This is a genomic window from Thalassospira profundimaris, from assembly GCF_003326755.1.
GTDB classification, from domain to species: Bacteria; Pseudomonadota; Alphaproteobacteria; order Rhodospirillales; family Thalassospiraceae; genus Thalassospira; species Thalassospira profundimaris_B.
In genome coordinates this window covers 442,935-466,293 of record NZ_JPWH01000001.1, presented here as the reverse complement: position 1 = coordinate 466,293, position 23,359 = coordinate 442,935, and the positions used below count along the sequence as shown (strand labels likewise).

Below are 23,359 nucleotides of genomic sequence, written 5' to 3'. Positions count from 1 at the left end.
GTGCAAAGGTAGGCAGCCAGACGCCAAAGGTCAAGCGCGTTGCATTCGCATCAGGCTTTCGGGCAGTTCCACCATCCAGGGGCCATTGGTCCAGAGAATATGACAGCGAATGATTTTATCGGGATACATCTGTGTCAATGCGTCGCGATAAATCGCCATTTGCCGCCGATAGGCCATCGGTGTCTGTTCGACATCACGCGGGGGCGGACGGTTGGTTTTATAATCGACAATCATTACCTCATCGCCCGCAATCACCAGCCGGTCAATCTGGGCGGAAACCACGTCACCCCCGACAATACCCACCAGCGGCACCTCGGCCCGCGACGCGGGGCCAAAAATTGGTGCAAAATCGGGATAATCAAATATCGCCAGAGTTTCATTGGCAATTTCGATCTGCTGATCGGCACTTAGCCCATGTACCGGCTGGCTTAAAAACCGTTCGGCGGCATCGAACCGGCGTTCGGGCGACAGGTCGGGCAGAAGTTCCAGCAATTTATGGATCAAAATCCCGCGTTTGAAACTTTGCCCCTGATCCCCACCCAGCGGTGATTGCACCGATGGTTCATCTTCCAGCGGGCGGCTGGGGGCCAGCGGGCGGGGCGGATATACTTCGTCCGGCGCAATCGTGCGCATCAGCTTTTCAATGCCCACCGCTGCCATTTGCCCCTGCTCCAGCGCGGCATCTGCCGGGTTAACAGGACCAAGTGGCCCGGTATGGTCTTTTTCCGGTTTGGGGTCGGTCATTTGTTCCGTTTCCCAAACAAAGCCCGGCCCGACCCAGCCAGAGGGCGAAACGCTGGCAAAATCCATTTCCGTTTGATCGGCAAATTCGGCAAGTGCCATTTCACACAAATTATACCAGCAATGTGCGGGCGGCTTTGATTTGCCCTGCCAGCCACAAATATAAAGCCGGTCTTCGGCCCGGGTCAGCGCCACATACAGCAAACGGTTATATTCCTGGTCCCGTTTTAACGCGATGTCGTCGCGCAACAGCTTTACCCGGTCATTTTCCAGTGCCACACGTGGCAGCCAGAACATCAGCTGGTCCCGGTCCTGCCAAAACAGGTTGGGGGACTGGGTTGGTACCTGCATGGTATCGGGCAAAAACACAATGGGGGCCTGCAGGCCCTTGGCGCCATGCACCGTCATGATGCGCACTTCATCACGCCCGCTTTGTTCAAGGTCACGTTTGATTTCGGCCTCGCCCGCCATCAGCCAGTGCAAAAAGCCCTGCAGGGTTGGGGCGTGTTCTGCCTCGTAATTCATGGCAAGGTTCAGGAATTCGTCAATCGGGTCATTCGCCTCAATCCCCAAACGCCCCACCAGCCGGGCCCGCACCCCGCGCGCATCCTCGCCGCGCCCGCCCAGCAATTCACCATACAGTTCAAACGGGCGTTCATAATCCACCCGGCCCAGCCAGCGTGCCAAAAAGGCATAGGCACGGCCAAAATCGGGGTTTTCATCGGCCCGTTCACGCAAAGCATGCCACAGGGTCCGGCGACGATTATAGGCAAGGTTAAACAACTGTTCCTCGTCAAAGCCGATGATCGGACTTTTCAGCAACGTTGCCAGATTCAAATCATCATCGGTCATTAGCAGGAACCGGCCAAAAGCGATCAGATCCATCACCGCCAACTGTTCGGTGATTTCCATCCGGTCCACCCCGGCGACGGGTACATTGCGTTCCTTAAGCGCCTTGACCACCTCGTCAACAAAGGCCGTACGGCGGCGTACCAAAATCATGAAATCACCGGCGCGTACCGGCCGCCCGCGTGACGGCAAAATTTCGCGCGCATCCACCGCATGGCGAATGCGCCCGGCAATCACACGCGCCAGCCGGATTTCCGGGTCCTCCAGGCGCACAATGCGCGTCGGCGGCGTCCAGGGTTCCTGGTCCTCGCGCGGTGCGGGGGCCACGGGCGGCCATAATTCAATGCGCCCGGCATGGCCCTGACGAAAGGCCTGGTGGGCCACATTCTGCCCGTCATCGCCCACTCCCTGCCTGGCAATCGGCCCGGCAAAAACCCGGTCCACCGTGCCCAGCACGGCAGAGGTTGAGCGAAAGGAAATATTCATCGGCACTTCGCGCCATTCCGCCGCGATCTCGGCGGCACGGCGGGCAAAATGGCGGCGCATTTCGGCAAATTTTTCAGGATCGGCGCGCTGAAAGCTGTAAATCGATTGTTTCGCATCCCCAACGGCAAAGATGGTGCGGGGTTTATCCTCGTGCTGGCTGGCATCGTTGAAAAATTCCTCGGCCAGAATTTGCACCACTTTCCATTGTTCGGGGTTGGTATCCTGTGCTTCGTCAATCAGGATATGATCCAGCCCCTCGTCAAGCTTGAACAGCACCCAACCGGCAATCCCGGCCTGCTGTTCAAGCAAACGCACACTGTTTAAAATAAGGTCGTCATAATCCAGCCAGGCATGCAGCGCCTTTTTGCGCGCATAACGCGCCAGCATCGCCTCGCCCATGCAAATCAGCGCCGATGTGGATTGCGCCAAAAGCGCCGCCTTGCGGTTTTTCTCAAGTTCAACCAGGCGGGCACATTCCTGTTCCAGGGCATCGGCCCCCGCCGGATGGTTTTCGCCCGCCTTTTTGGTAATCAGCTTGGCCCGCGGCTCGCCAGTGGATGCGGTAAAAAACACACTGCGATAATCGTTAAAAACCGCAATGCGGTCCTCAATGGTGGTTTTTTCCAAAAACTGCGCCAGGGCGGGCACCCGGTCCTTATCCGTTTTGGTACCTGCTTCCAGCGCGGCCAGCGCCATCATTAACCCCTGCCGGTCAAAGGCCCCATCGGCCAAAGCATCACGGAGCAATTTTTCCGCCGTTTGCCCCGGGGCCACGCCCAGCGATTTATACACCGCATCACACATGCGGTCCCGGCCATGATGAGCATCGAGCATCCGTTTAAGGCGGCCCCGCTCACGGGCAAGGTCGCGCATCACCTCGCCAAAGGCCCCTTCGCGTACCTGCCCGGTCACAACGGCCAGGGCATCGGCCAAAACCGAGTCCTGGCCGCTACGCGCATAGGCCAGCACTTCTTCCTGGGTATCGGCCATTGTTTCGGCTGCGGTACGGTCATCCATGACCTCGAAATGCGGGGCAAGTCCGGCCTCCAGCGGAAAGCGCCGCAACAAAGACTGGCAAAAGGCGTGAATGGTCTGAATTTTCATGCCGCCCGGCGCATCGAGCACACTGGCAAACAAACGCCGGGCACGCCGGGTTTCATCCATGCCCGGTGCGGTGCCCGCCAGATCGGCCAAATCACGCTGCAAATCGGCATCTTCCATCGTCGCCCAGCGGCCCAGCCTTTCATTGACACGGTTGGCCATTTCGGCAGCGGCGGCCTTGGTAAAGGTCAGGCATAAGATGCGGTGTGGTTCCGTACCCGACAGCATCAGGCGCAAAACCCGGTCCGACAACACCTTGGTTTTGCCCGCCCCGGCCGATGCCGACACCCACACCGATGCCATCGGGTCGGAAGCCCGGCGTTGCAGGATATTGGGATCATTCCCGCCCTCTACGGCCCCTGGCGCATTGTTCAAGAACTGGCTCATTTCATGTCTCCGCCGCCAATCACTGCCGGGCTGTCATCGCTGGTTTCTTCGCTGCCCATCCATTCACGCGCGCGTGACAAATGCACATAGTCCGAATATTTCGGCGCATGATCGGGGTGTGGCACACTAAGATACGGCGTTTTCGCATCGGCAAAGGCCGTGGCAAGGGCGGCCACCCCGGCAAGGGCATTTTGCGCCAGATCATGCGGCGTGGTTTTCATTTTGGCGGTATCAATTTCCTTAATCTCCCCGGCCGGGTCGCCGCCCGACAGTTTCCAGAAGGCATAGGATGCCGGGGGGCCTTTTTCCACCGCCTCGAACCCGCCCTGTTCGGCAATCGCCCCTTCCAGCGGCAATTGCGGGGCAAAGCCATTCATCACATCGCGCGCGGTCGGAGGCACGCCGGTTTTATAATCAATAATCGCAATGCCGCCATCGCGCAGCACATCCACCCGGTCGGCACGGGCATACACCTCGAACCCGGAACCCAGAGTGAAACTGCCCTGCCGTTCGCTAAAGGATGCCCGCAAATAAGCCCGGCGTCCTGCTTCGGTCTGGACAAACCATTTGGCAATGCGCTGAAAACGCGGCCACCAAAAGGCCCATAAGCCCGGCCGGGCCTTGAGCGGGGCAAAAACCTCCTCGCCAATCATCAACAAACGGTTTTCCGAATCGGCGGGTAGATGGTCGTGATACTGGCTGATGAAACGATCCAGCGCCTCGTGAATGTAATTGCCGTAATCCGCCGCGCCGGGATCCAGGTCAATATCATCCAGGCGCTGCAATTTCAGGATATGGCGGGCATAAATCGCATAAGGGTCGCGCATCCAGGTTTCAATTTGCGTGACGGACAGCCGGTTGGGCCGCGCCTCAATGGGCGGGGTTGGGGCCGGGCGGCCAATACGAACCCGCATTTCCGCTGTCGGTTCGTCAAGCTGATCGGCCAGTTGCCGCCATTGTGCGGCATCCGCCCGTTCCATCACGATACCGGATTTCCGCAAAATGTTTTCAATCCGTAACAACCACCGTGACGGCACGGTTGGCGTACCAGCCACACGTAAGGCACGAGTCATCACCACCTGTGGCGCACAAAATAGCTGCTGAAAATCATGCGCGGATTGGCCGATGCGATGTTCGGGCGCGGGCAGGCCAAATTTGCGCCGCATCGGGCGACTCATCCACGGGTCGGACCCGGCTTCGGGCGGCCAGACACCTTCGTTCAAGCCGCCCAGAATGGTCAAATCGGCCTGCTGCATTTGGGCTTCGACCGTGCCCCAGATAAACAGGCGCGGATGTTTGCCAAAACGCGGGCGCACGGCACGGTCTGCCATCAGCGCATCAAGAAACGCGCCATAGCGTGCGCCTTGCAAAACCTCGAACCCCGGAAGGGCCTGCAATAATTCATAAACAAAATCGGCCAGGGCCTCGCCCGCATCGCCGCGCCACAGGCGGTCAGCACCCTCCTGCTGGTCGGTTGCGGCCAGAATTTCGCAACAACGCACATGGGTACGCAAGGCCTCGACCGGCAAAATGGTTTTATCATCCATCAAATCGCGCAGCGGCGAGAGGGCGGTTTCCAATGCCGCAACCAGATCGCACAAACGTCGATGATCATCGCGAATACGCTCGATACGCGGGGCGGCATTGGCGACGTTGCTTTTGCCAATGCGATCAATCGTTTCATCGCGCCAGCCATCAATGGCACTGATCAGGCCATCCAGGCCCGGTCCCGGCCTTGGCCCGCGCAAAATCTGCAATTCCAGCAGGCGGGTATGCGTCCTGAAGGTTTCCGGGGCCATGCCAGCGGCACATAACGGATGTTTTAACAGTTCCAGCAACGGCACCGGGGCAAACTGTTCCTGTACCGTGCGCACCAACAGACGCAGGAAAATCGCCGGGGCCGTGTCATGTAGCGGCACACCGGCGGAATCATCCACATCCACTTCCCAGCGGCGCAGCTCGGTCGCCACCCGCCGGGCCAGGCCACGGTCCGGTGTGACCAGCGCACAGGTTTTACCGGGTTGCTCCAGCGCGTGGCGCATCATCAGGGCAATGGTCGCGGCTTCCTCGCGCGCGCCCGAACAATCCACTCGCAACACCCCATCAAGAACATCCGGGGCAAAATTGCGAATATAGCGCCACTGATCGGTGGTTTGCGCCGGGCGCAAGGCCTCGCGCACCAAACGGCGGCGCTCCGCCTGGGCGGAGGGCACATGGTCCTCATTCGCCGGGGGCAGCGGGCGATTATCTGGCAAGGCCGTTTCCGTCACCGCGGACATCGGAGCTTCCGCGGCGAGAACATCATCAAACAGATCACGCATCGCGCCTGCTGGCGCGATTTTCGATACAGGCTCCGGACAGGATGGCGGATAGGCATCATCCAGCAGCCCGTCATCGGGTATTTCAGCAAAATGGGGCGGCACATCCTCGCCATTCCACGATGACGTATCACCTGCCATTGCCGCATCATCCCCCCCGCCCCAGGGGCGCACAGTGGCCGGGGCCTGGTCGATATGGGTCAGCAGGCGGGACAATAAATGTTGCGGATGGGCGGCATCCTCGGCAATGGCAAGCCAATCGCCTGCCGACAGATTGGTCATTAAGCCCGGCAAAACCACCCGCCCCTGTGGCAGGGCCAGAACCGCCCCCATCAGGTCGCGCAGGGCCGGGAAGGGTGCGGTAGAACCAGCAACAATCACCGGATAGGCCGGCGGGTTGCTTTGCCAAAGTTCAATCTGGGCGGCGATCATGGCGTTGCGCCGTGCTGCCCGGTCACTCACCCCCTGATCGGCCAAAATATCGGGCCAGAATTTGGTCAGGATTTGCAAAAATTCCAGCGTCAATTGCCAGTGTTGGGCAAATTCGGCGGGCACCAGCCCTTCCAGATCATCAAACTGGCAGTTTTCGGTTTGCACCTGGTCTAAAAACCGCGCCAGTTCCCCCGCCAGCCGGGCGGCCTGGTCGGCGGTCGGTTTTTCGCCCCTATAATCAGCGCGCGACATGATCAGACGGGTGAGCAGCAATTTTCGTTGCAAATCCGGAATGGCAGGCGGTAAATCCAGCACCACATCCTGATCCGCCTTGCCAAACATTGCCAGTTCATCTTCATCGGCCTCGCCTAACGGGCGAATGGTCGGCAGTAACGTTACCCGGCCCTCGGTCTGGCGCAAAAAGGCATCGCGCATCACCTTGCAGGAGCGACGATTGGGCACCAAAAGCAGGGTATCAGACAGAATAACCGGCTGATCCGCCGTTTCGCGCAACAATTGCCGCGCGATCATGTCGGCAAAGGGGGCACCTGGCGGAATATAAAACAGATTTTCTGTCATGTTTGTCCCTGTTTATTGCGCCCTGCCTGACAAAGCCCTCAATGGGCGGTGTTCAGAACAACCGCTCTGCAAAACTAGCGCAAAACCACCCGGTTTGACACCCGGTCCAACGGCCTTGCAGCACGGCCTTATTGACCTGCCAGGGTTCGTTCGGCATCGGCCAAAGCATCGGGCGTGCCAATATGAAACCAGCGCCCGTCATGCACCAGGCCATAGCACCGGCCACTTTCCAGGGCGCGGTCATAAATCACATTTAACGAAAAATTGCCCGGCAGCAGGCCTTCAAACAGGCGCGGATTTAATATCTGAATACCCGTAAACACATAGGGCGCGCGCGGTGCCGACCCACGCCGTTTCAACCGGCCATCCACCTGCCAGAAAAAATCGCCCGCACCATCATAGCCAAAGGCCCCCTCAACCGGCACTATCGCCAGCAGGGCATCCATATGCTCGGCATCAAAGGCATCCATCATGCGTTCAAATAGCGGTTCGCGGCCTTCGGTCCAGTACATATCAGCATTGGCAACCAGAATGGCGGTATCGTCCAGCAATGGCAGGGCATTTTGCACCCCGCCCCCGGTTTCCAGCAATTCTGCCTCGGCCGAATTAACAACCAGCGGAAAATCCCGCTTTGCCACATGCGCCGAAATCATTTCGCCCAGGTAATGGTTGTTCACCACCACCCGGTCAAACCCGGCATCGCCCAGCCGGTCCAGCACATGGTCCAGCATCGGTTTACCAGCCACGGGCACCAGCGGCTTTGGCATTTTATCGGTCATCGGGCGCATCCGTTTGCCAAGGCCCGCAGCCAAAACCATCGCCTGCGCCGGTTTTAATATGGGGTGCATTTTAGTGCTCATGCTTCCGGTCCATTTTTGGGGATGACAGGGGCCAAACGGGCGCTGGCGGGAATGTGTTTATCCACCCATTGTGCCAGTTCCGGCAGGTTTTGCTGTGCGCCACGTAAAATCAGCTCCCAGCAGCGCGGAACAAATTCCAGATAGCGCATTTTGCCACTTTCGCGCGCCAGCCAGCCAAACCGGCCCAAAATGCGAAAATTGCGCACCATGCCGGTGGCGATATAGGCACGGTAAAAGGCAGCTTCGTCCATATCTGGAAAGGCCGCCAGATAGCGATCCATCATGGCACGTTCAATATCAAGCCCCACATCATGGCGCACATCGCGCAGCAATGACACCAGATCATAGGGGCGCGGGGCAATGGCGGCATCCTGAAAATCAATGATACCGCAATCCACCCCGCCATCATCGGTATCGACCAGCATCAAATTATCCACATGGTAATCGCGATGAATCAGGGTTTGCCCGGCATCCCAGCATTGCGGCAGGATGTGATCGAGCAGCGTATCAAAATCCTGCATTGCTTCTGCCCGCCGGGCCTCATCGGCAATCACCAGCGGGACATAATCGCGACCAAAACTGGCAAGCTGACGGCGCAGATTTTCCGGCCGATAAACAACCAGCGCCGCACCATCGGGCTGCTGGGCCATTGCCGCAATGCGATCGGCCTGACGATGCAGGGCAATCAGGGCATCGGTCGCGCGGATATACAGGCTGACCGGCGCGATATCACCCATTTCAAGGGCACGGGTAAAGGTCAGGTCGCCAAAATCCTCGATCAGGGCAAGGCCGCGATCAATATCATGGGCCAAAATATGCGGCACCCGCCAGCCCAGCGTGGCAAACAAAGATGTTGTTTGCACCACAGGCGCAATTGAGGCCGGGCGCTTTGGCTGATCACTCAGCCCATGCGGATCAATCGAAACCGCATCGGGGGCAAAATCCATCAAAAGCGCGGTTTCAATCCCGCGTTCGAGGCGAAAATACTTCCGGGCCGAGGCATCATCAACCAATTGTTCGCGCGCGGCATCCGCCCAGCCATGATGACGCAAAAAATCATCAATCGCCGTCATTCTTTGCTGTTGGCTCATGCCGCAGTCCCGTCCAGTGCGGCAAGGCGCTTTACCCACTCATCGCCTTGCGCAACCAGCTTTATCTGGCGCGCATCCGGGGTTGGTCCGGGTTCGATATAAATATCAAGCCGGGTTTCCGGCGTTAAATATTCCAGCCGGTCGGGCCATTCGATCAGGCTGACGGCCTCGCTAAAGGCATCTTCAATATCCAGCTCGTGGACCTCTTCCGGGTCGGACAGGCGGTAAAGGTCAAAATGCCAAACGGGTACCGGCTCCAGGTCATAAATCTGCACCAGGGTGAAGGTCGGGCTGGGGACTTCTTCGTGCGGATTATTGGCAAGGGCGCGAATATAGGCGCGGCAAAAGGCACTTTTGCCCATGCCCAATGTGCCGTGCATCAAAATCACATCGCCTTTTACAGCCACTGCGGCCAGGCGGGCGGCAAGGTCCTCGGTCCCGGCCTGATCCTTGATCTCAATGGTCTTTTGCATATGCCTTTGCACCCGCTTTCACACGATATGACAAAAATTATCGCCCTTTCCCCTGTTCTACGGGCAGAAAGGGCGATTTCGCAATGATTTTGACTGGCATTTTATTGTAACCTGCCCCGGTTAAAAGCCCGTCAATATAGCAACACCGATCACACCCGGCCCGCCCATAAGGGCGGATAACGTTGCGATAGCGGGGGCAAAATGCTATTTCGCCCCTGACAGGTGAATAAACTTTGTTTTTTGGAATGGAATCAGGATGTCTGAAGTGTCGCACAGCACGGATATTGCCATCATTGGTGCAGGCCCGGTCGGGCTTTTTGCCGTATTTGAAGCCGGGATGCTGGGCCTGAAAACCCATGTGATCGATGCGCTGGACATGGTGGGCGGCCAATGCAGTGCGCTGTACCCGGAAAAACCGATTTTCGACATTCCCGCCCATCCACAAATCACCGGGCAGGACCTGATCGACAAGCTTGCCAAACAGGCCGCCCCGTTCGAGCCGACCTATCATCTGGGCCAGCAGGTGATCAAACTGGAAAAGCGCGATGATGGCCGCTTTACCCTGGAAACTTCGGTCGGCACCAAAATTGATGCCGGTGCCGTTGTTATTGCTGCAGGGTGTGGTGCCTTTGGCCCCAACAAACCGCCGATGGAAGGCCTGGAAGATTTTGAAGGGTCCGGTGGCGTTCAATATTACGTCAAACGCCGCGCCGATTTTGCCGGCAAAAAGGTTGTCATTGCCGGTGGTGGCGATTCCGCTGTCGACTGGGCACTCTCCCTGCATGATATTGCCGACAAGGTATATGTCGTGCACCGCCGCCCCAAATTCCGCGCCGCCCCGGACAGCAGTGCCAAGCTCGCCGCCCTGGCCGAAGCTGGCAAAATCGAAATGGTCATCCCCTATCAGCTCAAAGGTCTGAAAGGCGACACCGCATCAGGCAAGCTCAGCCACGTAACCGTCGCCACCCTGAAGGGTGAAGAACTGGACCTTGAAGCCGATCACCTGCTGCCCTTCTTTGGTCTGGCAATGGAGCTGGGGCCGATTGCCGATTGGGGCCTGAACCTGGATCGCAACCATATTGGTGTCACCCAGGCAACAATGGAAACATCCGTCCCCGGTATTTTCGCCATCGGCGACATCGCCAATTACGAGCACAAACTAAAACTGATCCTGTCGGGCTTTGCCGAAGGCGCCAGTGCGATCCATGCCGCGCGCAGCTACCTGTTCCCCGATAAGGAATTTCATTTCGAATACTCAACAACCACCGGCGTTCCGAACGAATGAATTAACTTTAGAGACAGGGCAGATGCTTAAGGTTGACTATAAATATTTAGCGGCAAAGACAAACGTCACCTTCAGCTCTGCCCCAGTTTACCGGGTTAGCGGCCTTTTAAACAAAGACCTGCGAGTGTTCTTGAAAAGCTACGTAAAAGAACAGAAAATCCCTTCTCACCCGGAAGAATATAAAAGATCGATAAGCTCAATATACTGCATTGATCGCGCAAATCATTTCCTCGAAACCGCCCCTTATGAATGGTTATCTTTAATTGAAACACAGGTAACAAAAGGGTTGGCTTACTTCTTGAGATCTGGAAATGACACTCAAAATCGATCAAGAGTGCAGACGCTAGTTTCTGCCTTCGGGATAGCCAGTGCAGTTGAAAATCAGAATGTAGAGGCAGAATCCCGAAATAACGACAACACGCGCATTGACCTAATCATAAAATGGGATGATGGAGCAATGCGCAATCAAATCATAATTGAGGCAAAGTTAAATTATGAATTAAGAGAAAATCAATTAAAATTATACTCAAAAAACACAAACAGGAAAAAAGAAAAATTCGACAATTGTTATTTTTATGTTATCTCAGAAGCAAGAACTCGAATCACTGCCGAACAGTTAAAAGAAAATAACTCTTGGAAATGGGTATCCTGGAGTTCTCTACTACTGAAATATGAGAAATTCAAGAACAGCGTCCATGACGACGATGATTTTCGTCGATTCAGAAAAACACTTTGGAATCGTACAAAAAATTAATTCAAGAAGTGAAAAATGGATATGGATACCATTACAATTCCACCAAATTTATATGATTACTTCAATGACTCGGTAATTACAAGCGCGGTAAACCACATTCTGGGAATGAAAGGCAGTCGCGTTCCACATAACATTGACTGGATAGACTTAAAAGATTTTTATCGTGCAAACCTTTACTGCCAACAAATTCAATGTGAATTCGCAGAATTTATGTTTGATTTATGGGAATCCATCTGGAGGGCACATATAAAAGAAATTCTTCCAGACAGGTTTCTGGTAGAGCTATCTCTAAGTGAAAACCAGGAAGTTCTTTGCAATTACACGCAAAGCAAACTGTGGGCATACTCTGATTTTAGAAAAAAATTTCGTGTCAGAAATGCAAAAGACATATCAATCACATTAGCAGTGAGCGCCCAATCAATTACAGAAATTCAAGCTGGGATAATAATAGAACGCAGAAATAAAAACGTGACTCATGAACTACTATTAAGCAAAGAAGATTGGCCAGAAGAGAACATTGAAGATGGAGTATACTGGAGCATCACCAACACGACACATACCGAAGAACAAAAAGAAATAAACATTGATAAAATTAAAGAAATAACACAGAATGCACTTGAAAAATTCGAAATCCTGATCAACAAATAATGACAAAAAATTAAAGGACCATATTTAAAAATAATAAATAATTTTAAATCAACACTTAAACAGGATAATTCTTTCTAAAACCTCGACAATCAGGGCATGATCCTCGGCAGAGGCCAGGCCGGACACCGTAATGGCACCAATCACGCCCACATTTTTAACGCGCAGCGGAAAGCTGCCGCCGTGGTCGGCATAGTCGGCAAAATCAATGCCGTGATCGACCAGGCCTTTGTGTTTGGCCTTCAAGGCTATGCCAAAGCGATAGGATGACTGATGTTCGCGCAAAACAAGGTTGCTTTTGCGTCGCGCCCATTCGTCATTGGCCGGTACGGCACCGGGTAATGCGGCATGAAACAGCGTGCGGTTTGGGGTACGGATATTAACCACCACCGGCGCGTTGCGCACCCGGGCCGCTTCCACAAGGGCTGTTCCCAGCATCCAGGCGGTGTTTTCATCGAACCCCTCAAATACCAGGGTTTCTTCCTGCCGGGCCAGTAATTCCAGATCCATAAGAAACCTCCTGTCGGGTGAAAAAAGCAGCAATCCGCCCACAGCTAACCGTATGCGATGGCGAAATGGCAATAAAAAAGGCCATAACCGACAGTCCGGCTAGGGCCTTTTGACGGGTCAAACAACGACGGAAATTATTTGTCGTCGCCCATTTTAAGCGCGTTGATAAAGGCCGATTGCGGAATTTCGACCTTGCCGAACTGGCGCATTTTCTTCTTACCGGCCTTCTGTTTTTCCAGAAGTTTGCGTTTACGGGTAATGTCACCGCCGTAACATTTTGCCGTCACGTCCTTGCGCAGGGCCGAAACGGTTTCACGCGCAATCACCTTGCCGCCAATGGCTGCCTGAATGGCAACCCGGAACATCTGCCGGGGGATCAGCTCTTTCAAGCGGCCACAAATGGCGCGGCCCCGGGTTTCAGCCTGGCTTCTGTGAACCATCAGGGCCAGAGCATCAACCGGTTCTTCATTGACCAGAATCGATACCTTCACCAGGTCGCTTTCGTCATAACCCGCCAGCTCATAGTCAAAGCTGGCATAGCCGCGCGAAATGGATTTAAGGCGGTCATAGAAGTCAAACACCACTTCGTTCAGCGGCAGTTTATAAACCGCCATCGCCCGGTTGCCCACATAGGTCAGGTCAAGCTGAACACCACGGCGTTCGGTACACAGCGTCAGGATACCGCCCAGATAGTCGTCCGGCACCATGATCGATGCTTTGATCCACGGCTCCTCGATTGCCCTGATCTTGGTGACTTCGGGGAAGTCTGCCGGGTTATGCAGCATCACGTCTTCGCCACTGGTCAGCGTGATTTTGTAAGATACAGACGGGGCCGTGGTGATCAGGTCCAGTTCGTATTCACGTTCCAGACGTTCCTGAATGATTTCAAGATGCAGCAAGCCCAGGAAACCACAGCGGAAACCCAGACCCAGCGCGGTCGAATTTTCAGGCTCGAACTGGAAGGACGCATCATTCAGATGCAGCTTTTCCAGCGCATCGCGCAGCGTATCATATTCGCTGGTATCCACCGGGAAAATGCCACAGAACACCACCGGAATGGACGGCTTAAAACCGGGCAGCGGTTTATCGCACGGGCGTTTTTCTTCGGTAATCGTGTCACCAACTTCGCATTCGGCAACGGTTTTCATCCCGCAATTGATGAAACCGATTTCACCTGGCCCCATCGAATCGAGCGCCAGCGGCTTTGGCGTGAACACACCGACACGGTCAATGGTATGCGTGACCTTGGCATTCATGAAACGGACCTTCTGGCCCCGTTTAAGCGTGCCTTCTTTCACGCGCACCAGAATCATCACACCCAGATAGGCGTCATACCAGCTATCGATCAGCAGAACCTGAAGCGGGGCATCGGCATCCCCCGTCGGGGCGGGAAGGCGTTTGACCAGGGCCTCAAGAACATCGGGCACGCCAAGGCCGGTTTTGGCCGAGATCATGACCGCATCGGAAGCATCAATACCGATGACTTCCTCGATCTGTTCTTTCACCTGTTCGGGTTCGGCGGCCGGCAGGTCCACCTTGTTCAGGACCGGGATAATCTCGTTATCGTTATCCATTGCCTGATAAACGTTGGCCAGCGTCTGGGCTTCCACGCCCTGGGCGGCATCCACCACCAGAAGCGAGCCTTCACACGCCGCCAGCGAACGCGAGACTTCATAGGCGAAGTCCACATGGCCCGGTGTGTCCATCAGGTTGAGGGTATATTCCTCGCCATCCTTTGCGACATATTTCAGGCGCACGGATTGCGACTTGATGGTAATGCCGCGTTCGCGTTCAATATCCATCGAGTCGAGAACCTGATCGGCCATCTCGCGATCGGTCAAACCGCCGGTGAGCTGAATCAGACGATCCGCCAGGGTGGACTTGCCGTGATCGATATGGGCGATAATCGAAAAATTTCGTATATGTTTAAGATCGGTCATGGGATGCTTTTCTAGCAATCAGCAATCGATATATCCAGTGTCACGTCTGCGTATCGAAAAGGGCCGTTCCCGTTGCCGCGTCTGCATGCCAAACTGCAACAGCGACAGCGCGCAACGCCAGACAGCCCTGTTTCGACAAAAGCTGTCTGCGATGAAAACACCATTCCCGATCACAAGCGTGATCGTTTAACAGCAACTGCCGGGTCATAGCAATCTCGCTTTACGCTTCGTGCCGGTTTATTTAGGCTTTTGTCCTTCATCCGTATAGAGGGAATCGACAGGGATGCGCCCAGTATAATGTTTCTGACCGCCACAGAACCGTCTCTGTCACAGCGTAGCCTGCGCATATTGCGTCGCCGCCTGCTGCTTCTCTCGCTCAGTGGAACCTTCATTGTTCTGCTGTCTTTCGCCATCATCCAGAAAACCCTGTATGACAGCACCCTCGAACAGGGGCGGTCCGAGCTGGTCCGGCTGGTGTCATCGATCAGCCTGTCCGTCGCCCAGGCCAGCAGGAACAACCTGCATTCGATCCCGACACGGCAGGACAATATTTCGCTGGTCGTTGTCGATAATGACCTCAATGTCCTGCATGGCAGTTTCCCCGCACATCTGGCCACAGAATTACGGCAACTGCTTGAAAAGAACCAGCACAATATAAACGGCAGTCTAACCTGCGAACATGGCACACAATCGATCATGCTGGCCTATCATGCCATGCCACGCCTGGATCGCATGACTGTTGTGATGGTGCCCAAAATGGCACTGCTTCATGAATGGTTTCGGGGTCTGGCACTGCATACGGTGCTGTTTGGCATGATCCTCTCGGTCATGGGCTGGCTTTCCGGCTGGCTTTGGATCCGCCTGAAACGCCAGCATATTCGCGCCCGCGATCTTGCGGGCCATTTCAATGATGTCGAAAACAGTCTGTCAAATTTTGGCTGCGCACTGATTGGCTGGCGTCTCTCGTCTCCGCTTGCGGCGCTGAATCTGCGGCTGAACTGGCCGGAAGTTATCGGCGCGCCCGACAATAACAGCCTGATCACCGCCAACGATTTCATGAATTTGCTGGATCCGGCATCTTATGCCCAATTGCGCGGGGCCCTGCTTGAAAACCGCTGGCCCCAGGATCGTGTTGCGGCAATGGTCAGCCTCACTACCGACACGCCACAAAGCCAGCGCTTTTATCTGACCGCGACCCGCCATGTTGACCACGGCGACAGTTTTGTCACCGTCATGTTGCTTGAAACCATCGGCAGCCAGGAAATTTGCAACCCGTTTGAGGCCTACCTGCAATATTCGCCGGAACCCGCCATCGCCGTTGACATACAGGGCACCTTACGCGGTTTTAGCGCCGCTTTTGAAGACTTGCTGGGTGAAAGGGTGCATTTTGCGATCGGCACCCCGTTTTTCCAACTGTTTACCGAAGACCAGCTTGAAGAGGCAACCAGCGCCTTTTCGGCATGTGTCAGGGGTGAAAAACCCGACAGGGAACTGGTCTTTGCCATGAAAGACAAAAATGGCAAACTGTGCTGGCTGGCCTGGCATTGTGTGGGGCCGATCGACGGGGTGATGCTGGGCAGTGCACGGGATGTGACCGAGTTTGTCGACAATACCGAAAAACTGCGCGAAACCCTCAATCAGCTCAAACGCAGCAATGAAGATCTTGAACAGTTCGCCTATGTCGCCTCGCACGATTTGCAGGAACCGCTGCGCATGGTCACAAGCTATACCCAGCTTCTCAAGCGCCGCTATGGCGGATCAATGGGACCGGATGCCGACGAATATATCAATTACGCGGTTGACGGGGCCAAACGGATGCACAAACTGATTACCCACCTGCTTGAATATGCCAAAACCGGCAACAATGGCGGCCTGAGCGAGGTGGATTGCAACGAAGTGTTAAACGAGGCCCAGGCCGACCTGAAAGCCGCCATTTCGGAAACCCGGGCCATCATCAGCCATGAAGATCTGCCCTTGCTGTATGGCAACCGGATCGCACTTTCGCGCCTGTTTCAGAACCTGATTTCAAACGCTATCAAATATGCCCGTCCCGGAGTTCCGCCCCTGATCAAGGTGAGCGCGATACGCGACCCGCACAAGCCTGATTTCTGGCGTTTTACCCTGCATGATAACGGTATTGGCATTCATCCCGAACATGCCCAGCGCATTTTCCGCCTGTTTCAGCGCCTGCACAAAGATGAATTCAGCGGCACCGGGCTTGGCCTGTCACTTTGTCGCAAAATTGTCGAACAGCATGGCGGCGAAATCTGGCTCGATACCTCTCGCCCGATCAGCGATCCCGGTGCAACGTTCGTCTTTACCCTGCGGGGATCCGGGGATAACCCATCATCAGGCATCACCACATGATCAAAATACTATCGTCAATTACACTGTTTTGGATCATTGGCATCCTGGCCGCTGGCTGCACAACCGGTCCCGACATTCGTAAAATGCCAAGCCCGGAACTACAGCAGCTTGCTGCATTTGTTCAAGAACACAAAGATGATACAACTCTGCCGGAAGGTTGGCATGAACTGGATGGAGACGCGATCAAAAATCGTTTTTCCGGTCGTTTTTTCAAAGGATACGACACCAGCCGCAGAGGAATATCATACTATTATGATATACTCGAAGATGGTCGTTTGCGATATGGTACCGGGCCGTATGACATGCAAAACGGCACCTGGTGGATTGAAAAATCCTCATGGAACATGCGATCCAGAGGCGTGACTCTCAAGTGGTTCGTTCTGACTGACGGAACGCATCTTGTGATGATGCGATATTTCCATAATCGGCGCTATTTCAATATCCTTGTCGAATCACGTCGTTTCCAAGGCTCGCAGACAGGAGAATAAAATGAAGAAAATCGGCATTCTTTCCACCGTTGTCACCGGGCTGATTTTTCTTTCTGCCTGCAGCAGCGATCCGCGCATTATGCCCAATGACCATATGCAGGCACTGGCGGCATCCTTTTCCCAGCGCGACATCAATGCCCCGCTTCCGGGCGGCTGGCGGCAGCTTGACGGCACGGAAATCAGCTATCGTTTTGCCAACGAAACATATGGCATCTATTCCGTCACCACTGATCAGGAAATGCTGGTCATGCACCTGGAAGACAATGCCACCGGCAGCCTTGTTGGCCTGGACAGGCCACGCCAGTGCCAATGGGCGAGCATTGCCGACCGCCTGACCCTTGATTGCGAAAAATTTGAAAAATCCTGGCGCATCTATACCAACGGGCCGGACCTTGTTGCCGCCGACCTGGAGGATGAAACCTACGCCATCCTGAAAAAGCGCAATACCTATTAGAAATCACGCATGCGCCAGACATAAAAAAGCGGGCTGAATATACGCAGCCCGCTTTTTTGTTTTTATATCGTAATAAAGCCGCTTAGCCGCGCAATGCGCCGCCTGTAGCTTTCTCAACCGCCGCAATCACCTTTTTACAAACAGCGTCGATTTCTTCGTCGGTCAGTGTCTGTTTTGTCGGCTGCAGAGTAATCGAAAAGGCCAGAGACTTTTTACCCTCTTCAATGCCCTTGCCGGCATAAAGGTCAAAAATCGTCACATCGGTAATCAGGCCCTTATCGGCACTGCGGGCCGCCTTGACCACCTGTTCGGCACTCACCGTATCATCAAGCAGGAAGGCAAAGTCACGTTCGACCGACTGGAATGCCGAGGCATTGAGCGGGGGACGATTGGTGCCTTTCTTTTTAGGCATGGGCAGGTTTTCAACGAACAGTTCAAATGCCACCACACGGCCTTTGACATCCAGCGCCTTGAGAATGCGCGGATGTAATTCACCGAAATAGCCCAGCACGTTTTTCGGACCCAACTGCAAGGCCGCCGAACGGCCCGGATGGTACCAGGACGGTGCGCCTTCGGCATTCACCTGAATATTGCCTGCCGGAACACCCAGTGCCTCAATCAGGGCTTCGGCATCGGCCTTGACGTCAAACACGTCAATATCGCGGCGTGATCCGGTCCAGCTACGGTTTGTCGTCGCACCGGCCCGCAAACCGGCCGCCACCAAACGCTGGTCGCCCGGCTGATCGCCAAAAAATTCCGGTCCCAATTCAAACAGGGCCAGGTCGGGGAAACCGCGTTTCTGATTACGCCCGGCCGCCGAAACCAGGTTCATCAGCGCATTGGGGCGCATCACATCCAGATCGGAGCTGATCGGATTCGCCACAAACAGGCCCGGTTTCAAATCGGCAAATTCCTTTGCCAGGCGCGAATCGGCAAAGGACCAGGTGATGGTTTCATACATCCCGCGCGAGGCCAGCACCCGGCGCGCCAGACCAACGCGCTTTTGCATCGGGCTGATGGCCGGAACCGGCAGGCTGGTTTCCCGTTCCACCGGCACGGTTGGAATCTGATCATAACCGACAATGCGCAGCACTTCCTCGACCAGGTCGGCCTCGCCCACAATGTCGGGGCGCCAGGTCGGCGCGATGGTGCCGAGCACACCTTCTTTCGCCGTCACTTCAAAACCAAGAGCGGTCAGAATTTCAGCCGCACGGTTCTGTTCAACAGCAACACCACCCAATTCGGCGATACGATCAATACGCAGATCAAAGCTGTTTTTCGGGGCCGGAACCTCGCCTGCCCGTACCACATGCGACGCTTCGCCGCCACACAGTTCGGTAATCAGGCGGGTTGCAACTTCGATTCCCCAAATCACCGATTGCGGGTCAACACCACGCTCGAACCGGTAACGGGCATCAGAATTGATTTGCAGTTTGCGGCCGGTTTTCGCCGTCACAATCGGGTCAAACAGGGCGCATTCGACAAACACATTCACCGTGTCATTCTCGCAGCCGGTCAGCTCACCGCCCATGATGCCACCAATGCTTTGCGCGGCGGCCTGGTCGGCAATGACAACCATATCGCTGGTCAGGCTGTATTCTTTTTCGTTCAGGGCCTGCAGGGTTTCCCCATCACGGGCATAACGAACGTCAAGATTGCCCTTCAGCTTGTCCGCATCAAAAACATGCAGCGGACGACCCAGATCAAACGTGGCAAGGTTGGTAATATCGACCAGAATCGAAATCGGGCGCAGACCAATGGCTTCCAGGCGGGCTTTCAGCCAGTCCGGGCTTTCACCATTTTTAACACCCCGAATATACCGGCCATAAAAGGCCGGGGCGGCACCATCTGCCAGCACATCATCGGCAATCGTCACCGAAACCGGGCTGTCAAAGCTGCCCGCGACCGGTTGCTGATAGGGATCATCCCTGAGCGTACCCATTCCGGCAGCAGCCAGGTCACGGGCAATTCCGCGAACCGAGGTACAATCCGGGCGGTTTGGCGTCAGGTTAATCTCGATGATCGGGTCGTCAGCCCCCAGAACACCGGCCACCGGCGCGCCAATTTCGGCATCGGCCGGCAGTTCGATAATGCCGTCATGGTCTTCACCCAGGCACAGCTCGCGGGTGGAGCACATCATGCCCTGGCTTTCAACACCGCGAATTTTGCCGGCTTTCAGCTTGGACCCGTCAATCGGAATAATCGCACCCGGCTGTGCCAGTGCGACCTTAATGCCCGTACGCGCATTGGGCGCACCACACACCACCTGAATCATCTTCTCGCCGGTATTGACCTTACACAGCTTCAGACGGTCGGCATCGGGGTGCTGACCGGCTTCTTCAATATAAGCGACACGGATGTCAGCAAGGGCTGCCGAACGGTCCTCGAAACTTTCAATTTCCAGGCCAATCGCGGTCAGTTTTTCGGTGATCTGCTCCACCGGCGCATCGGTATCCAGATGCTGTTTCAGCCACTCGAATGTGAATTTCATAATCTTAGCCCCTCACCATATTCGGTACATCCAGCGGCACGAAACCATAATGTTTCAGCCAGCGCAGATCGGTATCGAAAAAGGTTCTCAGGTCGGGAATGCCGTATTTCAGCATGGCGATACGCTCAATCCCCATGCCAAAGGCAAAACCCTGATATTTTTCGGGGTCCAGGCCACAGGCTGCCAGCACGCGCGGATGCACCATGCCGCAACCCAGAATTTCCAGCCAGTCATCCCCGGCACCGATTTTAAGCTCACCCCCCTTGCGCGAACAGCCAATATCCATTTCCGCACTGGGTTCGGTAAACGGGAAGAAGCTCGGGCGGTAACGCACCGGCACGTCATCAAGCTCGAAATAGGTTTTGACAAATTCCAGCAGGCACCCCTTGAGATGGCCCATATGGGTTTTCTCGTCAATCACCAGGCCTTCAAGCTGATGGAACATCGGCGTGTGGGTCATATCGCTATCGGAACGATAGGTCCGACCCGGCGCAACAATGCGAATGGGCGGGGTTTGGGACTGCATCGTTCTGATCTGCACCGGAGATGTATGAGTGCGCAGCACCAGGCGCGATCCGTCCTCGGCTTCGGGCAAATAGAAAGTATCCTGCATTTCACGCGCCGGATGTTCGGGCGGAATGTTCAGCGCGGTAAAATTATGGAAGTCGTCCTCGATATCCGGGCCTTCGGCCAGGGCAAACCCCATTTCGCCAAAGATCGAAATGATCTCGTCAATCGTCTGGCTGATCGGGTGAATGCGGCCTTCGGTTTCGCTGGGACGTGAAGGCAGGGTCACGTCAATGCGTTCACCGCTCAGGCGGGCCTCCAGGGCCGCGTTTTCCAGATCGCTCTTGCGCATGTCAATGGCGCTGGCGACCTGGTCTTTCACCGCATTCAGGGCCTGACCAAATTCGCGACGCTGGTCCGGGTCCATCTTGCCAAGGTTTTTCATAAGGCCGGTAATACGGCCCTTTTTGCCAAGGGCACTGATGCGGATGTCTTCCAAAGCAGCCAGATCGCCTGCCTTTTCAACTTCTGCCAGAACCTCTTCGCGCAACGCTTCGATGTTTTCCATAACTTCCGACGCTTTGGCTGGGGTGAACAGGATAAAGAAACTTGGAACAAAAAAACGGGGACGGCCAAAACTGGCCGCCCCCGACATAAATCAGGCAATGCCGTAAAAACCTTTTTAAAAAAGGTTTATCAGGCGAGCGCAGCCTGGGCCTGGTTCACCAAAGCCTTGAAGGCTTCCGGTTCACGCACGGCGATGTCGGCCAGAACCTTGCGGTCCAGTTCGACACCTGCTTTTTTCAGGCCGTTCATAAACTGCGAATAGGTCAGACCGTTTTCACGGGCACCGGCATTGATACGCTGGATCCACAGGCTGCGGAACTGGCGTTTTTTGGCGCGGCGGTCGCGGTATGCGTATTGCAAACCTTTTTCGACAGCCTGAACCGCAGTACGGTAAGCGTTTTTACGGCGACCGCGATAGCCCTTGGCAGCCTTGATAACCTTGCGGTGACGAGCGTGCGACGACACGCCCCCTTTTACACGAGCCATTTCTTAACTCTCCTTAGCCTTAGCCGTACGGCAGGAATTTTTTGACGATACGTGCATCAGCATCGCACAGAATTTCCGTGCCGCGTGCCTGACGCTTCATTTTCGTCGGTTTTGCCGTCAGAAGGTGACGCTTGTTCGCGACATTACGACGGACCTTGCCAGAGGCGGTAAGGCTAAAGCGTTTTTTAGCGCTCGATTTTGTCTTCATCTTGGGCATTTTTCTATCCTTGCAAAAAGCAATTTGACGAAAATCCCCGTCGGCGGCTGGGCATGCCCCGAGACGATTAAATCGTCTCCAGCCTCACCACCTGTTTTGGGGACGGGTGGTTATAGACTCCACCCCGTGCTTTTTCAAGGAACTTTTCAGTCAAACCTGCCATGTCGGGCCGGGCCGTCGAAACAGCCCCCAGGATGGCCGCCAGCCACAAAAAAACCGCCTAAACGGCGGTTTTGATGAGATGGGTTTTGCCCAGCCATTTTTCGATTCGGCTCAGCAGCTTTTCCCGGTTTACCGGTTTGAGCACAAAGTCGTTTCCCCCGGCGGCCATGCCCCCGCGCAAGTCTTCCTCGCTTTGCCGGGCCGTCACATAGATAATGGCGGCAGGCAGTTGCGGATAGGTCGTGCGGACCCGAAGGCTGGCCTCAAACCCGTTCATTTGCGGCAGCATCACATCCATCAGAATAATGCGCGGTCGCTCGGTTTTCAGCAGGGTTAACAATTCATGCCCGGAAGACACACCGATGAAACGGTAATCGCCGCTTTCGACAATCCGTCTCAGCAGAACGAGGCTTTTGGCATCGTCGTCAACTCCGACAACAAGAGGCTCCTGACCTGTTCCCATCGGTGTCTCCTCCCGGTTTGGCTGTATCGCCGCGTCTTAACGCGGCGCCAGCACCATAATCATAATCCGGCCTTCCATCTTTGGCATCAGTTCCGGTTTTGCCAGATCTTCCAGATCGCCGGAAAAACGCTGCAACATGCCAAGGCCAAGATCCTGGTGCGCCATTTCACGGCCGCGGAACCGCAGCGTGACTTTTACCTTGTCGCCACCACCAAGAAACTTCTGAGCCGCCCGCAGTTTGACGTTATAGTCATGGATATCGATATTCGGTCGCAGTTTGATTTCCTTGACCTCGATAACCTTCTGCTTCTTTTTGGCTTCGTTCTGTTTCTTGCTCTGTTCGTATTTGTATTTGCCAAAGTCGATCAGCTTGCAAACCGGCGGCTCGGCATTGGGGGCGACTTCAACGAGGTCGAGTCCAGCCTCCATCGCCATGTCAATGCCTTCACGAACACTAATCGGCTGTGACAAATTGCCTTCTGCGTCAACAACACAGATGGAACGGGCTTTGATATCCTGATTGACGCGCGGACCGTCTTTGGTCGGCTGCATCGGTTTGCGTGGTCGTGCTATGGAGAATCTCCTCTGACAGTCAAAAATAACAAGGCAAACAAAAATTGCCCGATGCCCGCAAAAGCATCAGTAGCAAACTGATTTAGCATATCGCCTGCATATCAGAAAGCAATGATTTCACAACATAAGACAG

The 23,359-nt window shown here is 55.1% G+C and carries 19 protein-coding genes; 6 read left to right on the top strand and 13 right to left on the bottom strand.

What is annotated here, in order from left to right; genetic code table 11:
• Nucleotides 1-30 precede the first annotated feature (30 nt).
• From addA to tsaE, 5 genes are all read right to left on the bottom strand, one after another.
• Entirely contained in the window at nucleotides 31-3,564 is a 3,534-nt protein-coding gene (addA, locus tag TH25_RS02100; RefSeq protein WP_114086746.1) for a double-strand break repair helicase AddA, read from the bottom strand.
• Nucleotides 3,561-6,893, bottom strand: coding sequence for a double-strand break repair protein AddB (gene addB / locus TH25_RS02095; protein WP_258548993.1), 3,333 nt, complete (start codon nucleotides 6,891-6,893; stop codon nucleotides 3,561-3,563). Before addB ends, addA begins: the two co-directional genes overlap by 4 nt.
• A gap of 128 nt (nucleotides 6,894-7,021) precedes the next feature.
• On the bottom strand, nucleotides 7,022-7,753 hold the full coding sequence (locus TH25_RS02085) for a nucleotidyltransferase family protein (RefSeq protein ID WP_258548992.1): 732 nt from the start codon (nucleotides 7,751-7,753) through the stop codon (nucleotides 7,022-7,024).
• A complete protein-coding gene (locus TH25_RS02080; RefSeq protein WP_114086744.1) occupies nucleotides 7,750-8,844 on the bottom strand; it encodes an aminoglycoside phosphotransferase family protein in 1,095 nt (364 codons plus the stop codon). The genes TH25_RS02085 and TH25_RS02080 overlap by 4 nt, the downstream gene beginning before the upstream one ends.
• Nucleotides 8,841-9,317: a tRNA (adenosine(37)-N6)-threonylcarbamoyltransferase complex ATPase subunit type 1 TsaE gene (gene tsaE / locus TH25_RS02075; protein ID WP_114086743.1), complete on the bottom strand. Its 477-nt coding sequence runs from the start codon at nucleotides 9,315-9,317 to the stop codon at nucleotides 8,841-8,843. The genes TH25_RS02080 and tsaE overlap by 4 nt, the downstream gene beginning before the upstream one ends.
• A 256-nt stretch (nucleotides 9,318-9,573) precedes the next feature.
• Between tsaE and TH25_RS02070 the strand changes: the two genes are divergently transcribed.
• The 3 genes from TH25_RS02070 to TH25_RS02060 are packed head-to-tail and all read left to right on the top strand — an operon-like array spanning nucleotide 9,574 to nucleotide 12,004.
• Nucleotides 9,574-10,602 (top strand): NAD(P)/FAD-dependent oxidoreductase, encoded by a 1,029-nt coding sequence (locus tag TH25_RS02070; RefSeq protein ID WP_114086742.1) that lies wholly within the window; start codon nucleotides 9,574-9,576, stop codon nucleotides 10,600-10,602.
• A 22-nt stretch (nucleotides 10,603-10,624) separates the two neighbouring features.
• The gene (locus tag TH25_RS02065; RefSeq protein WP_181847344.1) at nucleotides 10,625-11,356 is read left to right on the top strand and encodes a PD-(D/E)XK nuclease family protein; all 732 of its coding nucleotides are present in this window, start codon (nucleotides 10,625-10,627) and stop codon (nucleotides 11,354-11,356) included.
• A gap of 15 nt (nucleotides 11,357-11,371) precedes the next feature.
• On the top strand, nucleotides 11,372-12,004 hold the full coding sequence (locus TH25_RS02060; RefSeq protein ID WP_114086740.1) for a hypothetical protein: 633 nt from the start codon (nucleotides 11,372-11,374) through the stop codon (nucleotides 12,002-12,004).
• Nucleotides 12,005-12,052: 48 nt separating this feature from the next.
• On the opposite strand, the gene TH25_RS02055 is transcribed toward TH25_RS02060, so the two are convergent.
• On the bottom strand, nucleotides 12,053-12,511 hold the full coding sequence (locus TH25_RS02055; protein WP_114086739.1) for a heme-degrading domain-containing protein: 459 nt from the start codon (nucleotides 12,509-12,511) through the stop codon (nucleotides 12,053-12,055).
• A gap of 134 nt (nucleotides 12,512-12,645) precedes the next feature.
• Complete coding sequence (gene lepA / locus TH25_RS02050; protein WP_114086738.1) at nucleotides 12,646-14,451, bottom strand: translation elongation factor 4; 1,806 nt, start codon at nucleotides 14,449-14,451, stop codon at nucleotides 12,646-12,648.
• Between the two features lie 297 nt (nucleotides 14,452-14,748).
• Between lepA and TH25_RS02045 the strand changes: the two genes are divergently transcribed.
• Genes TH25_RS02045 through TH25_RS02035 form a run of 3 tightly spaced genes read left to right on the top strand, consistent with a single transcriptional unit; the run spans nucleotide 14,749 to nucleotide 17,760 of the window.
• Nucleotides 14,749-16,818, top strand: coding sequence for a PAS domain-containing sensor histidine kinase (locus TH25_RS02045; protein WP_114086737.1), 2,070 nt, complete (start codon nucleotides 14,749-14,751; stop codon nucleotides 16,816-16,818).
• Nucleotides 16,815-17,306 (top strand): hypothetical protein, encoded by a 492-nt coding sequence (locus TH25_RS02040; RefSeq protein WP_114086736.1) that lies wholly within the window; start codon nucleotides 16,815-16,817, stop codon nucleotides 17,304-17,306. The genes TH25_RS02045 and TH25_RS02040 overlap by 4 nt, the downstream gene beginning before the upstream one ends.
• Before the next feature lies 1 nt (nucleotide 17,307).
• Entirely contained in the window at nucleotides 17,308-17,760 is a 453-nt protein-coding gene (locus tag TH25_RS02035) for a hypothetical protein (protein ID WP_114086735.1), read from the top strand.
• Nucleotides 17,761-17,842: 82 nt separating this feature from the next.
• Here TH25_RS02035 and pheT read toward each other — a convergent pair whose 3' ends face one another.
• The 6 genes from pheT to infC all read right to left on the bottom strand — a co-directional run bounded on the left by pheT (nucleotide 17,843) and on the right by infC (nucleotide 23,205).
• Nucleotides 17,843-20,251: a phenylalanine--tRNA ligase subunit beta gene (gene pheT / locus TH25_RS02030; RefSeq protein ID WP_114086734.1), complete on the bottom strand. Its 2,409-nt coding sequence runs from the start codon at nucleotides 20,249-20,251 to the stop codon at nucleotides 17,843-17,845.
• Nucleotides 20,252-20,255: 4 nt separating this feature from the next.
• Entirely contained in the window at nucleotides 20,256-21,326 is a 1,071-nt protein-coding gene (pheS, locus tag TH25_RS02025; protein WP_114086952.1) for a phenylalanine--tRNA ligase subunit alpha, read from the bottom strand.
• Between the two features lie 128 nt (nucleotides 21,327-21,454).
• Nucleotides 21,455-21,811: a 50S ribosomal protein L20 gene (gene rplT / locus TH25_RS02020; RefSeq protein WP_114086733.1), complete on the bottom strand. Its 357-nt coding sequence runs from the start codon at nucleotides 21,809-21,811 to the stop codon at nucleotides 21,455-21,457.
• Between the two features lie 19 nt (nucleotides 21,812-21,830).
• A complete protein-coding gene (rpmI, locus tag TH25_RS02015; RefSeq protein ID WP_073955289.1) occupies nucleotides 21,831-22,028 on the bottom strand; it encodes a 50S ribosomal protein L35 in 198 nt (65 codons plus the stop codon).
• Between the two features lie 220 nt (nucleotides 22,029-22,248).
• Nucleotides 22,249-22,653 (bottom strand): response regulator, encoded by a 405-nt coding sequence (locus TH25_RS02010; protein WP_114086732.1) that lies wholly within the window; start codon nucleotides 22,651-22,653, stop codon nucleotides 22,249-22,251.
• A 36-nt stretch (nucleotides 22,654-22,689) separates the two neighbouring features.
• Nucleotides 22,690-23,205, bottom strand: a complete 516-nt coding sequence (infC, locus tag TH25_RS02005) for a translation initiation factor IF-3 (RefSeq protein WP_114086731.1) — start codon at nucleotides 23,203-23,205, stop codon at nucleotides 22,690-22,692.
• Nucleotides 23,206-23,359 lie beyond the last annotated feature (154 nt).

Bases quoted from the DNA above. Each gene is read 5' to 3' on its own strand.
- addA (WP_114086746.1), bottom strand. From the start codon at position 3,564: ATGAGCCAGTTCTTGAACAATGCGCCAGGGGCCGTAGAGGGCGGGAAT.
- addB (WP_258548993.1), bottom strand. From the start codon at position 6,893: ATGACAGAAAATCTGTTTTATATTCCGCCAGGTGCCCCCTTTGCCGAC.
- TH25_RS02085 (WP_258548992.1), bottom strand. From the start codon at position 7,753: ATGAGCACTAAAATGCACCCCATATTAAAACCGGCGCAGGCGATGGTT.
- TH25_RS02080 (WP_114086744.1), bottom strand. From the start codon at position 8,844: ATGAGCCAACAGCAAAGAATGACGGCGATTGATGATTTTTTGCGTCAT.
- tsaE (WP_114086743.1), bottom strand. From the start codon at position 9,317: ATGCAAAAGACCATTGAGATCAAGGATCAGGCCGGGACCGAGGACCTT.
- TH25_RS02070 (WP_114086742.1), top strand. From the start codon at position 9,574: ATGTCTGAAGTGTCGCACAGCACGGATATTGCCATCATTGGTGCAGGC.
- TH25_RS02065 (WP_181847344.1), top strand. From the start codon at position 10,625: ATGCTTAAGGTTGACTATAAATATTTAGCGGCAAAGACAAACGTCACC.
- TH25_RS02060 (WP_114086740.1), top strand. From the start codon at position 11,372: ATGGATATGGATACCATTACAATTCCACCAAATTTATATGATTACTTC.
- TH25_RS02055 (WP_114086739.1), bottom strand. From the start codon at position 12,511: ATGGATCTGGAATTACTGGCCCGGCAGGAAGAAACCCTGGTATTTGAG.
- lepA (WP_114086738.1), bottom strand. From the start codon at position 14,451: ATGACCGATCTTAAACATATACGAAATTTTTCGATTATCGCCCATATC.
- TH25_RS02045 (WP_114086737.1), top strand. From the start codon at position 14,749: ATGTTTCTGACCGCCACAGAACCGTCTCTGTCACAGCGTAGCCTGCGC.
- TH25_RS02040 (WP_114086736.1), top strand. From the start codon at position 16,815: ATGATCAAAATACTATCGTCAATTACACTGTTTTGGATCATTGGCATC.
- TH25_RS02035 (WP_114086735.1), top strand. From the start codon at position 17,308: ATGAAGAAAATCGGCATTCTTTCCACCGTTGTCACCGGGCTGATTTTT.
- pheT (WP_114086734.1), bottom strand. From the start codon at position 20,251: ATGAAATTCACATTCGAGTGGCTGAAACAGCATCTGGATACCGATGCG.
- pheS (WP_114086952.1), bottom strand. From the start codon at position 21,326: ATGGAAAACATCGAAGCGTTGCGCGAAGAGGTTCTGGCAGAAGTTGAA.
- rplT (WP_114086733.1), bottom strand. From the start codon at position 21,811: ATGGCTCGTGTAAAAGGGGGCGTGTCGTCGCACGCTCGTCACCGCAAG.
- rpmI (WP_073955289.1), bottom strand. From the start codon at position 22,028: ATGCCCAAGATGAAGACAAAATCGAGCGCTAAAAAACGCTTTAGCCTT.
- TH25_RS02010 (WP_114086732.1), bottom strand. From the start codon at position 22,653: ATGGGAACAGGTCAGGAGCCTCTTGTTGTCGGAGTTGACGACGATGCC.
- infC (WP_114086731.1), bottom strand. From the start codon at position 23,205: ATGCAGCCGACCAAAGACGGTCCGCGCGTCAATCAGGATATCAAAGCC.